This window comes from Paracoccus versutus (genome assembly GCF_000763885.1).
GTDB lineage: Bacteria > Pseudomonadota > Alphaproteobacteria > Rhodobacterales > Rhodobacteraceae > Paracoccus > Paracoccus versutus.
On record NZ_JRKO01000101.1, the window covers coordinates 1 to 10811 of the forward strand.

Genomic DNA, 10811 nt, shown 5'->3' on the forward strand with positions numbered 1-10811 from the left:
GGTCCGGGGTGTGCGGGGATCCGGAAGCTTTCGAGGTTCGGGGGTGTCGAAGCTGTTTGGATCCGGAGTCCGGGATGCGGGCGGCAAGGCAGCCTTGACATTCTTTCGGCGCGGCATGGCTTCCGGATCGCGGTGAGACGCGCAGGCGCTTGTCCGGCCGCAGGGGTCATCCGGATCGGCGAAATGGTCTCGTCGCGTGATCTGGAACGCCCGTCCCGGCCCCCGTTACACGGTCAGGCCCCAATGGCGGCGCAGGATCGGGTGGTGATCCCGCGCTACTCTGGCGGGCCGGGGTTTGTGGCGCGGGTGGGATGGTTCCGGAGGCCGGGTGGCCGATGCGGCAGGCGTGCGCGCTTCCGGGTCATCGGGTGCGGCTTCCGGATCGCTGCCACCCGCGCTCCGGGACGGGGTGGAGAGGTCATTCGGAGTCCGGATGCACGCGCCTGTGGCGACCTCCGACTCGATCCGGTCAAGGGTCTCGTGAAGGATGGAAAGGGCCTCGGGTCGGTAGATCTCGGACACGACATTCATCAGATCCGCGTATTCCGGGTTGGGAACCACGGCTTCTGGATGGTCGCGTTTGAGGCGCGTATGGGCGGCCTTCTCGCGGGCGCAGGCATCGTGGCCGGTCGGCATGGCCACGACCCGGAGCACCTCGACTTCGGTATCTTTGGGAAGTCCCAGCTGGTGTTTGTGACGCCTTGCGGGATGGGAAGAATACCCCAGCTTGAGATAGCGTCTCCTGGTTCCAGGATGACGGATCTCGAGGAGATAGATAAAGGAGGGCTTGGCGGTCCAGGATTGCCCGCAGCCGGCACAGTCGCACTGGCCCCATTGCAGATTGGCGCGAGCGATGCGTTGCTCGTGTCCGCAGTTGTGACGATAGAGCCGGTAGCTCGGATTGCCCTGCGGATCGCGGCCGAGGCGCGTCCAGCCGAACCGCAGCGCCTCGGCTTCCTCGCGATGAACAAGGCAGGTCTCACAGCGCGCGGCAACTTCGCCGGATGCGACACGTTCAACGAAACTGAACTGGCGCCGGGCCGCATGCCCGCAGGGCAAGCGATAGTGGCCGTAATGGCGGTGCGCATCCCGGCCGAGCCAGGTCAGGCCAGCGGCGAGGGCGGTCGCGCGCCACCGGGTCTCGATGCAGTGCGGGCACAAGGGCTGCGCGGTCATCACCACGGAGTGGCGCGCCACATGGACCCCGCGACAGGTCTGGCAGTGCAGCGCGACATGCAGGCGGTCGCGAACGCGGGCGATCAGGGTGAAGCCTTTGCTCCGCGCCGCATCGGCCCAATGGGCATGCAGTTCGCCAGGATGGATGACGAGGGGCAGGTCAGTGGCGGAGAGCGGGGCGCGGGTGTCGTGCGAGGAACAGGTGGTCTTGGACATAGGAAGTCCTCCCGAAAACAGGATGGAGAAGATGAAGCCAGACCTCGGGCGCACGCAGGATGTGCGACCAGGAGCCGGTGGCGGAAGAAATGGGACAGGTGCGCGGCTGTGGCTGCCCACCTGTGATGGGCGCCCAAGTCGTCAGATATGTGGGGCGATCAGGCTGCGGGCGCCAGCATGAGATTGGACGCGTCCGGTTCGATAGCGAGATGGTCCGCCTCGATCATCCCCGTGAAATCGGACAGGGTCGCGAGGCTGCGCAGATGCTGCTGGAAGGCAGCAATCATCAGGTCGACGCGCCGCGCTGCGGGGCTATCACCGGCACAGCGGAAGAAACTCGGGAAACGGTCGGGCAGGGCGAGAATATCGCGGACTTGCTGCGGGCTGTCGCTCTCGATCAGCATCCGCGCCAACTCGGCGCTGCGTTTGAGAGGCAGATCCTCGCGCCGGCAAGTCGGCGCAACGCGCAGCGCGCTGATCCCGTCCAGCACCCGCACCCGGGCCCGCTCGGCATCGCGGATCCATGCATCGCAGGCCGGATCCCAGCTATCGCAGTGTTCAAGATCCCGCTCCGCCTCGATATAGGCGGAAAGATCGCGCATCATGGCGCCAAACTGGATGGTGACGGGAGTCGAGCGAAACGACGGCGCCGCTTCCGAAAGCCGCGGCGAAATGATAGGCGTGTGAATAGCCATGAGTGATCTCCCAAGGATCAGTTGTGGTCAGGGCGAGGCAAGAGGGTAGGATCTCTTGCCTTCGCCTGCTCAATATGGCACATCGGTATCGTGGTGTCAATATCGAGAATGGAGAAAACCCTTGGCCCCTCCTAAAAAGGATACAGAAGCGATCAATCTTCGGCTTCCTCGCGAACTGATAGAGGCCATCGACAACCGCCGCCGCGATGAGCCGGACCTGCCAACGCGACCCGAAATGATACGGCGGGCGCTGGTCCAGTGGCTGGAAATCACAAATCCGGAACGCTAACGCTAACAGGCCCGGGAACTGCTGCGCGCGATTGATGATTATCGAAGGGAACAAGCTGATTTGCCATCGCGTCCTGAAGTGGTGCGGCGCGTGATGGCGGATTGGTTGGCGCGGCGTGCTGCTGAAGGGCCGGAAACGTAAGAATCGAGCTTCGGAAGCGGCACACGCTCAGCCTCAGAGCAGGTGGGGCAACCGTATCTTCGATATCGGATTACCAAGGCCCGACGCGGGTCCTCAATTTCATCGACAGGGCATGCTTTGCAGCCCTGTCCGAGCTAACAGCAGAACTTGGATCAGGCCTCTTCCGGCGGCCTGACCAGTTCGACATGGCTCACGCCCAAGGCCTGGGCCAATTCGTAAAGCGTGATCACGGTCGGGTTGCGATGCCCACGTTCGAGGCCGCTGATGTATTGCTGGCTGAAGCCGGAACGCTCCTCGACCTGCTCCTGCGTCAAGCCCCGCTCCTGGCGCAGGCGTGCAAAGTTCCGACCGACGAGGCGACGCATATCCATGCGGCCGGCATCGCAGTTCAGGGCTTTCTTTTTTACGCACTATAATATGTAATACGCAGGAATCTGATGGGTCTGGCAGTGGTCGAGGCCAGGGAGGGGCGAATGCCACCATGCTCAGAATCGCTGTGCATGCTCGATCCTCCCGCTTCGCTGCGCCGACCGTCGAAGAGTTTCCGACTGAAATACGCATTGCTGGAGAACACATGGCTGCCAAACTGAAGACCGCCCGTCTGGATCAAGGCTTCGAGATCGAACCGCAGGACGAGGGGTCAACCAAACTGACGGTGCGGGGCTCGGGCCTCGGGGTCGCTCTGCTCTTGGCGGTGTTCGTCTGGTTGCTTCTGATGTCGGTGGGGATCTGGTCATTGATCATGCCGATGATCAACCCGCAGACGGAAGCCTGGCTCCTGCCGGTCATTCTCCTGCCTGTCGCGATTACGGCGGGCTGGCAGATGTTCCGGCGGCGGCCCTTCGTGCTGACGATCAGTGATGAGGGTATCCGGAAGGGATCGACGCTCTATCCGATCAGCCAGATCAGCGAGGTCTTCGTCGACAATGCGCGCGAGGGCGACACCGTCGCTTCGGGCGTGGTCGTCGGCGGTGCAGTTGCGATGGCCACGCAATCCGCAACGATGAGCGCAAACCGTTGGTGGCGGCGGCGTCTCGCGGCCGTGTCCTATCGGGTCAACCTCCGCCATGGACGCAAGGTGGTTCGCCTTGCTTCGGCGCTTGATGAGGACAAGGCGACGGCCTTGTTCAACTATCTGACGCACCCGCGGTAACGAAACAACATGATTGCCGGGCGTGACATCAGCGCCCGGCCCAGCCTACGCCCGAACTTTCTGACGCGCTTCGGCAATTGTCGTGATAGCAGATTCATAAAAAAGGCCGCCCCACCCTGATGTGGGGCAGCTTTCTTCTTCAGTTCATGTCGATCAGTGCCGACCTCACGCTGTCCGGCGGATTGCCCAGCAGGGTTGGTCGCTGTTTCGTGCCATGCAGATACAGATAGACGGTGCTGTTGTCCGGCGACACCGCCATATTGATCGCCTGATCCGAGCAGGCATGCTGGCGGCAGGTCGCATAGAGCCGCCACGGCCGCCCGGCGATCGTCCGGACGCGTCCGGGGCCTTCAACGCCGCCCTTCGTGATGACGAAGTCGACCCATTTGTCCTGGCCCGCGATCAGCCGGTCGATCCGCGGCCGGATGGCGGCAGAGTTTGCGACCTCATGGAAGCGACCGATATCCTGTGCCGGAGCGTGCTTGTCCTTGCAGTAATAGGGATCCTGTTCGGCGGGGTGGCAGATCCCCGCCGCAGCGAGCTGCCTTGCCAGACCCTCGGCCTCGTCGCAGGCCGGGCCTTTGAGCCCGGCATTGACGCATTCATGGCGCAGGGCGGCAAAGCGGCTCATCAGCGCCTGATGCTCCGGCCGCAATTCCGCGAAGGTGGGGGATGCGGTCAGAGCCAGCGCAATGACAAGATGACGAAGCTGCATGTCAAAGATCCGCTGCCTGACCGGCCGTCAATTCTGCCGCATATTCCGGGTGAAGGCCGGTGGTGAAGCCCGCGCTGGCACTGTCGGCGCCAATCGTGCCGATGATGGCGGCGGTATCGTGCCCGGCGATCAGACGGCCATCGACAACGGCTTCCTCGTTGCGGATGAAGTATCCCTCGCCGTCACGATATTGGGCAGTCAGATCATCGGCGCTCAGCCTGCCGCCGGAGGCCTTTGCAGCCCCCATGAACTGCACATTGCTGTTCGTGCCGCCGATGATGGAATCGATCCAGGCCTCGCCCGAAGCGGCATCGAGGGTGATCGCCATCCGGCCGGTGCCGCTTTGCGCGCCGATCCCGGCGCTCGGGGTCCAGACGGCGTCGACCTCGCCTGTATAGACGCCGGTCGGTGCGGCACCGGTCGGGGCGGCGTTGTCCACCAGGGCAAAGACCGTCTCGCCCGAACCGTCGGTATAGGTCACCCGTGCGTCGCCATAGCCGGGCACGGCATCGACATAGGCAGAGTGGCGCACCCCATCGACGGTCAGCGTGCGGCGGGTGCGCATCACGCCGTTCTCGAATTCCGCGGTCCTGCCGCCATCCCTCGTCCAGGCCAGCAGCGTCGCGGCATCGGTCGCGACCGGCGCGCCTGCGACCGGCCTGGGGGCGGGAGTGGACGCGCCACCACCTTGAGATCCACCGCCGCCACAGGCGGTCAACAGGGCGAGCGGTGCAAGAGACAGAAGTTTAGGGGAAAAAATCATGGGGTGCCTTTGGATCGGTCGAGATAATCACAGTCTGTGTCCCCGATTCACGTGCAGGCATCAAGCAAAAATACATAGTAAAGTATGTTAATCTGACTTGGCGTGAGGTAGGGCAACACCCGCCATGAACACCAAGAACCCCATGCCCCGCATCGTTTCCCTGCTGCTTGCCGCCCTGATCCAGATCGTTTCCGCGCAGGTTGTGGTTGCCGAAATCCATTTTGCGGACATGGTGTGGGCCATTCAGTTGGGCGGGACCGAGCGCATGATGGTTTTTGCGCTGTCCGACCCGGGCCTGCCCCCCGCCGCCCGCGCCATGCGCGCGCAGATTCTTCACGGCATGGGGGTGCGCGCGCGTGCAGGCACGATCACGCGCCACAGCCTCAGGGCTGTGCCGGTCCTGACCTGGGACAGCAATATCAACGGCGGATATGGCAATTCGGAGTTCATTTATGCCGGGCTCCCCTTTGCCATCGGAAAGGAATACCAAGCGGTCAGCGGCGTGCTGATCGGAGGTGGGGCTGACGGCGCGTTGCGCATGGCACTTGGCGGCGGGACCGGCTTGACGCTCTTGGCCAACGCCGATGCGGCATGGGCCCCGGAGCATGACATGTCGAAACTGTCGGTGGGGGTATCGGCCTGCGCCCACCATATGTTCAGCCATGCGCGCTGGGGCTATGGCTGTCTGGACGGGACGTGGCGGCGGATCGACCTTGGCGACAGTCGCCGCCATGGTGCCCGGCTCGGCCTGAACCACATCTTTTTCTCGGGCGTCGGCATCCATGAGCTGACAGTGGAACTTCAGCACGATTGGCATGATGCCTCGATCCCTTACCGGCAGGACGTCGCCAGCCTGTCGCTGACCTCGGCGCTGGCCGGCGGTCGCGCCCTCCTGGCCGGTGCCGGGATAGGGAGCGGGGTCGAACAGGCCAACGTCATGCGTGAGCGGCTCTGGATCGGCATGGGCATCATGCTGGCAGGCCGCCCGGCGTCGGTCACCCTTGGCGCCCAGCGGAACCGGGGTGGTGAGTTTCTGGGGCAGGCATTGGAAAAGCACATCCGGTCCGCCAGCCTGTCGTATCGGGTCCGCGACGATATCGGCCTGTCGATCTACGGTGCAAAGACCGACAGCAACATCGCATTCCATGACGACAGCCAGATCGGCCTGAACATCGACTGGCGGTTTAGGGTTCGGTGAGCACATGTGAAAAGCTGAGGTCATCCGTGGAACGATCCCCGAAAATCTGAAAACAGGATCCGCCAATCCTCGTCCCTTGGCGAGGCGGGCCGAGCAGGCTGCTGGCTGTGGCCGGAGAGATGGGGGGTATCCCCGCGATCGATCTGGAAATGGGGGGTGTCGCGGTCATCCCCTGACCGAACATGCGATTTGTAGTTCCGGGGCCCAGCCCGGGATTGCACCATCACGAGCGGGACCCTCGCCTGAGGCGGGCTCAAGGCACGCCTGTATTCTGGTCCGTCGGACCAGTTGGACCGTTGGACACCCGGGTTGCTGCCACAGCCTTTATCCGCACGGCCTGGCACCGCCCAGCCCGGTCCAATGGTCCAACAGGTCCAACGGACCCGCAGATGGCCAAGGGCGATTTCTCCGGATTTTCTGCATTCGCGGTGACCGCCGCTTCCTTCTGCCATCGGGTCATCATCATTGCCCATGCGGGTTATCCCCAAAATTCGGGCATCTGGTGCCGTTGTCCACAATATCCCGCATCCCGGCCGCTGACTTGCATATCAGCCCGGCACATCATGGTGGGGATGGCGCAGTCCCGCGCCTTGCACGGAAAAATTCATGCCGGAAAACAATCTTATCGACGCACACCACAGTGCTTTCGCCGAAACCCCGCCTCCGCCGACCGAGGCCGGGCAAGCCACCCAGTCGGATGGTGTCACTGAGGAGACGACCAAGGCCGGGCTGCCCGTTCCTCTTCATCATGACCCGGAAATCGCCGCCTTCCTGGCCACTATGTGCCAGGAGCTTCCGCCGTTCTGGACCCATCTTCCCCGAGAGCAGATGCTCGGCTATGGCGGCATCGATGATGAATGGGTGCCGATGTGCGGGCCCCTGCGGGTCGAGGCCCTGACCCGCGATGGCAGCGGCAGGAACTGGAGTCGGCGTGTTTGCTTTCTCGACCGCGATGGGTGCCTGCGCCGGGAAACCATCTCCGAGGCCGATATCCTCGGCAAGCCGCGCATCGTCTGTGCGCAGCTGATCTCGTCGGGGCTTGCGATCGAGGGCAACCGCAATGACATCATCGAGTTGATCCGCCGTTGGCCGGTGGAGGCCCGGATCCTTTCGGTCTCGCGGCCCGGCTGGATGGCAGAGACGGATGTGGCACCCGCCTATCTGTTGCCGGACGGCAAGCTGCTCTCGGCGGAACCGCAGCGCGGTGAGACGGTCGAACTGATCCATGCCCGCAGCGCTGCGCCGCCTTCGGGTTCTCTGGAAGGTTGGAAAGACAGCGTCGGCCGTCTGGCTACCGGCAATCCGGCGCTGATCTGCGCCATCTCCGCGGTGCTGGCCGGACCGCTCCTGAAACATGCCGGGATCGAGACGCTGGGGCTGAATTTCCACGCCCCGACCAGTTTTGGAAAGACCACCGTCCTGATCATCGCGCAGAGCTGCATCGGTCCGCCCGAACTTGACCGCTGGACCGCCACCAACACCGCGTTGGAGCTCATCTGCCAGCAGGCCCATGACGGCACGCTGATGCTGGATGAATTCCCGGCCCAGCCATCACCCGCGATCGTCGAGGCCCTCTACATGATCGGCAACGGCACGGGCCGGGCGCGCGGCAACCGCAAGCTGACGCTTGAGGAGACGGCGCACTGGCGGACGGTGCTGCTCTCCACTTCGGAGAAGCCGATCGAGCGGATCCTGGCCGATGTCCGGATCCGGATGCCCGAAGGGATCGGTGTCCGCCTGATCGACATTCCCGCGCGGTCATGGGAGTTCGGCCTCTTCAGGACGTTGCATGGACATGGCTCGGGCCATGCCTTTGCCGAGGCGCTCCAGAGTGCTGCGAGAGAGCATTACGGACATGTGCTGCCGGTATTCGTGCAAAGGATCATCGCGCAGCACAGCCCGCTGAAGGACACCCTGCGCCCCATGGTCACGCGTCTGCGCAACCTGATGCTGGCAGCGATCGGGCTGCCTCCGAATGCGAAAGAGGGTCCGGTGCTGCGGGTTTTGAACCGTCTGGCCCTGATCGCCGCGGCCGGCGAAATCGGCAGCCGGCTCGGCGTCATGCCCTGGCGGAAGGGCACGGCGACCAGCGCTCTCGTCGAGATCGCGGTGATCTGGCACCGGGCCCATGCGGCGCGTCCGCCGTCGACCGCCGAGGCCATGGCCGCGCGCCTGGCCGGATACCTGCGCCAGAACCGTCACCGTCTGTGCCCACCCGGAGGCGAGCCGGATCCGGATGCGATCGGCTGGTGCGATGGGCGCTGGATCTATCTCGGCATCGAGGCCTTCCGGACGGAAATCGCCGCTGGCATGCCGGCCGGTCTGGCGGTGCAGCTTCTGGGCGATGCGGGCCTGCTGGTTCCCGGAGGTGAGCAGAGGTCGTATCAGTATCGCCTTCCCCGCTGTGTCGATCCGGACAGGGCACGGGTCTATCGCCTCGACCGGCAGAGGATCGAAGGCGGATAGTCGTGCAGGCGCTGCACCCCGCCACGCGTTAGATGTTTATCGTGGCGGTTTCCGAGCCGCCGCAAGCAGGCTTTCCGGCATCATTCGGTGTCGGAATAAAAACCGTCTGTCTGCTCTCATCTCCTCGAGGGGGGGAGCGCCCCCAATAATGCCCTTTCAAGCATCTCCCAGCTTGGCTGGCCTCACAGACGAAACAGGAGCATTTTACAAAGCTCGATAATATGGGGCGAGGGGCGTTTCGCCATGTTATCGGGCAATACGAGCAGTTTGCGCCCCGGTCGGATCGCCAAGGACGGGGAATCCGACACCTGTCGCGGGCAAAGCACCGTCTTGTTTCCATTCGAAAACCCTGATTTGCCCGCCTCTTTGAAAATCGCCTCGCAAGGGATCGCCGACTTCCTGCATGGCGGTGCGTTGGAATCCTGCGTCAGGGCACGGATCGTTGTGGCCGGGCCCTGGCAGCGATCCGCGTCGAAGGCCACGATGTCGTGACGGGTTCAGGCTGGAGAGAGGCTTCCGCCGTCTGTCGCGGAGTATTCCCCATGACCCTATCCCGCCAGGCCGCCTTCGCTATCATCGGCGAATTGTCGCGGCAGGTGCTGCCCCGGCTGCACCATGCCCAGAGGCTGCCCCTGCGCATCTCCTGCATTGGTACCGCCCGTTATGATGGTCTCGGTGATGCCGACGGCTTCGACCGCTCGGTCGTCATCGGCGAGTGCCCGTCCGAAGACGCCATGATCTTTACCAGCCAGTACTTCGCCCGGGGCGAGGCACTGTTGCAGAAGTTCGGATTGAGGCGTGACTTCCCCTGCCTCTTCGGGTTCAGGCCACGCGGACGATCTAGGCGGTGCCGAGGGCATTGAAGCGGTTCATGAGTGCGACGCGGTGCTCACCTCGATTTCGGCGGTTTGGCGGTCTGGGTCTCTTGCGGCGATGCGCGCGCCGAATGCCTTGAGGCAGCGCATCCTTGCCTCGGCTCGGCTTCCATGGCAACAATGCAGGCCGGCAGCCGCACGAAAAAATCCAGCACCTGGTCGCGCTGCAGCTTCTTGCGCAGCACTGCGCGCCCAGATCCATCAGCCCCATGGGCCTGAAACACATGCTTTGCCAGATCGAGCCCGACAGTGGTAATCTTCGACATGACCGCTCTCTCTTGTGGATAATCACAGACCCATCTTGGCACGTCGATGCCGTCGGGGGGCGGTCACAGCATCAACGCCGCGCAGCATGAAGCACTATGCCGGGTTGGATTTATCGGTAAATGAGACCGCGATCTGCATCGTCTATGAGGATGGCCGGATCTACCGGGAGTTCAAAGTCAACAGCCACCCGGAGGATGCGCATTGAATGGTGTGGGCGTCCGCTTTGAGCGGATCGGGCTGGAAGCTGGCCCGTTATCCCAATGGCTGTTCGAAGGCTTGGCCAAGGCCGGCCTTCCGGTGATCTGCATCGAGACGCGCCACGCAAAGGCTATCCTCAAGGCACAGGTGAACAAAACCGACCGCAATGACGCGCGCGGGATCGCCCAGATGATAAGGCCCTGCATTCCAGGCCGGAAGTCGCGTGGCAAACGCATCAAGCACGACAAGCGCCGCTACAGGATCGAGATCATGTTTGGCAGACTGAAGATTGGCGCCGGTTTGCCACCCGCTATGACAGGTGTCCGAAGGTCTTCCTTTCCGCAATAGCCCTCGCCGCAACCGTTATTTTCTGGTTATGGTCCGAGAACGAGCCCTGACCCTACAAGCATCAGGCAAGGGTTACATCAGGCTTGTGGGAGTTTGTAATTACCAACGGGACACAGCCGGAAAAAGACCGGGGAGCGCTTTTTTGTGCATTCGAGCTGCATGGCGACGCCACGGCCAGGAATGCCGGACAGATTGTCCAGGACGGGCCGACAGGCTGTCCGTTGAAATCGCGGCGCCGGTCTGTTGCCATCGGGGGCAGGGGCCTGCACGGCCCGACAGGAGAACCGCGCCGATGCCCGACCGCAAGCCCG

The 10811-nt window shown here is 63.4% G+C and carries 10 protein-coding genes and 3 pseudogenes; 6 read left to right on the forward strand and 7 right to left on the reverse strand.

Annotation, left to right across the window (positions count from 1 at the left end; translation table 11 throughout):
* Window positions 1–225: 225 nt before the first annotated feature.
* Window positions 226–1392, reverse strand: a complete 1167-nt coding sequence (locus IT40_RS25190) for a hypothetical protein (protein WP_036760921.1) — start codon at window positions 1390–1392, stop codon at window positions 226–228.
* Between the two features lie 158 nt (window positions 1393–1550).
* Window positions 1551–2087 carry a hypothetical protein gene (locus IT40_RS25195; protein WP_052096322.1) on the reverse strand — a complete coding sequence of 179 codons (537 nt, stop codon included), beginning with the start codon at window positions 2085–2087 and terminating at the stop codon, window positions 1551–1553.
* A gap of 121 nt (window positions 2088–2208) precedes the next feature.
* Here IT40_RS25195 and IT40_RS28115 point away from each other — a divergent pair, with 121 nt between their 5' ends.
* On the forward strand, window positions 2209–2376 hold the full coding sequence (locus IT40_RS28115) for a ribbon-helix-helix protein, CopG family (protein ID WP_116171332.1): 168 nt from the start codon (window positions 2209–2211) through the stop codon (window positions 2374–2376).
* A gap of 293 nt (window positions 2377–2669) precedes the next feature.
* On the opposite strand, the gene IT40_RS25200 is transcribed toward IT40_RS28115, so the two are convergent.
* On the reverse strand, window positions 2670–2888 hold the full coding sequence (locus IT40_RS25200; RefSeq protein WP_036760924.1) for a helix-turn-helix domain-containing protein: 219 nt from the start codon (window positions 2886–2888) through the stop codon (window positions 2670–2672).
* Between the two features lie 203 nt (window positions 2889–3091).
* On the opposite strand from IT40_RS25200, the gene IT40_RS25205 reads away from it, so the two are divergent.
* A complete protein-coding gene (locus tag IT40_RS25205; protein WP_036760927.1) occupies window positions 3092–3670 on the forward strand; it encodes a hypothetical protein in 579 nt (192 codons plus the stop codon).
* A 139-nt stretch (window positions 3671–3809) separates the two neighbouring features.
* Here IT40_RS25205 and IT40_RS25210 read toward each other — a convergent pair whose 3' ends face one another.
* Together IT40_RS25210 and IT40_RS25215 are read right to left on the reverse strand one after the other, a co-directional pair.
* Window positions 3810–4385, reverse strand: a complete 576-nt coding sequence (locus IT40_RS25210) for an Ivy family c-type lysozyme inhibitor (protein ID WP_036760930.1) — start codon at window positions 4383–4385, stop codon at window positions 3810–3812.
* Between the two features lies 1 nt (window position 4386).
* Window positions 4387–5148, reverse strand: coding sequence for a hypothetical protein (locus IT40_RS25215; RefSeq protein ID WP_116171333.1), 762 nt, complete (start codon window positions 5146–5148; stop codon window positions 4387–4389).
* 124 nt (window positions 5149–5272) lie between these two features.
* Here IT40_RS25215 and IT40_RS25220 point away from each other — a divergent pair, with 124 nt between their 5' ends.
* The 3 genes from IT40_RS25220 (at window position 5273) to IT40_RS25230 (ending at window position 9675) form a co-directional block, all read left to right on the forward strand.
* Window positions 5273–6346, forward strand: coding sequence for a hypothetical protein (locus tag IT40_RS25220; protein ID WP_036760935.1), 1074 nt, complete (start codon window positions 5273–5275; stop codon window positions 6344–6346).
* Between the two features lie 606 nt (window positions 6347–6952).
* Window positions 6953–8812 (forward strand): DUF927 domain-containing protein, encoded by a 1860-nt coding sequence (locus IT40_RS25225; protein WP_036760938.1) that lies wholly within the window; start codon window positions 6953–6955, stop codon window positions 8810–8812.
* Between the two features lie 542 nt (window positions 8813–9354).
* A complete protein-coding gene (locus IT40_RS25230) occupies window positions 9355–9675 on the forward strand; it encodes a hypothetical protein (protein ID WP_052096323.1) in 321 nt (106 codons plus the stop codon).
* On the opposite strand, the pseudogene IT40_RS29045 reads toward IT40_RS25230, so the two are convergent.
* Window positions 9653–9795, reverse strand: a pseudogene (locus tag IT40_RS29045) (IS5/IS1182 family transposase); the annotation flags it as partial. The gene IT40_RS25230 and the pseudogene IT40_RS29045 overlap by 23 nt on opposite strands.
* Window positions 9792–9953, reverse strand: a pseudogene (locus IT40_RS28120) (IS110 family transposase); the annotation flags it as partial. The pseudogenes IT40_RS29045 and IT40_RS28120, both read right to left, overlap by 4 nt.
* A 391-nt stretch (window positions 9954–10344) precedes the next feature.
* On the opposite strand from IT40_RS28120, the pseudogene IT40_RS29800 reads away from it, so the two are divergent.
* Window positions 10345–10550 (forward strand): annotated as a pseudogene (locus IT40_RS29800) (transposase); the annotation flags it as partial.
* Window positions 10551–10811: the final 261 nt, after the last annotated feature.

What these genes read in the sequence shown, in the direction of transcription:
- IT40_RS25190 (WP_036760921.1), bottom strand. Translation starts at nt 1,392, where the DNA reads ATGTCCAAGACCACCTGTTCCTCGCACGACACCCGCGCCCCGCTCTCC.
- IT40_RS25195 (WP_052096322.1), bottom strand. Translation starts at nt 2,087, where the DNA reads ATGGCTATTCACACGCCTATCATTTCGCCGCGGCTTTCGGAAGCGGCG.
- IT40_RS25200 (WP_036760924.1), bottom strand. Translation starts at nt 2,888, where the DNA reads ATGGATATGCGTCGCCTCGTCGGTCGGAACTTTGCACGCCTGCGCCAG.
- IT40_RS25205 (WP_036760927.1), top strand. Translation starts at nt 3,092, where the DNA reads ATGGCTGCCAAACTGAAGACCGCCCGTCTGGATCAAGGCTTCGAGATC.
- IT40_RS25210 (WP_036760930.1), bottom strand. Translation starts at nt 4,385, where the DNA reads ATGCAGCTTCGTCATCTTGTCATTGCGCTGGCTCTGACCGCATCCCCC.
- IT40_RS25215 (WP_116171333.1), bottom strand. Translation starts at nt 5,148, where the DNA reads ATGATTTTTTCCCCTAAACTTCTGTCTCTTGCACCGCTCGCCCTGTTG.
- IT40_RS25220 (WP_036760935.1), top strand. Translation starts at nt 5,273, where the DNA reads ATGAACACCAAGAACCCCATGCCCCGCATCGTTTCCCTGCTGCTTGCC.
- IT40_RS25225 (WP_036760938.1), top strand. Translation starts at nt 6,953, where the DNA reads ATGCCGGAAAACAATCTTATCGACGCACACCACAGTGCTTTCGCCGAA.
- IT40_RS25230 (WP_052096323.1), top strand. Translation starts at nt 9,355, where the DNA reads ATGACCCTATCCCGCCAGGCCGCCTTCGCTATCATCGGCGAATTGTCG.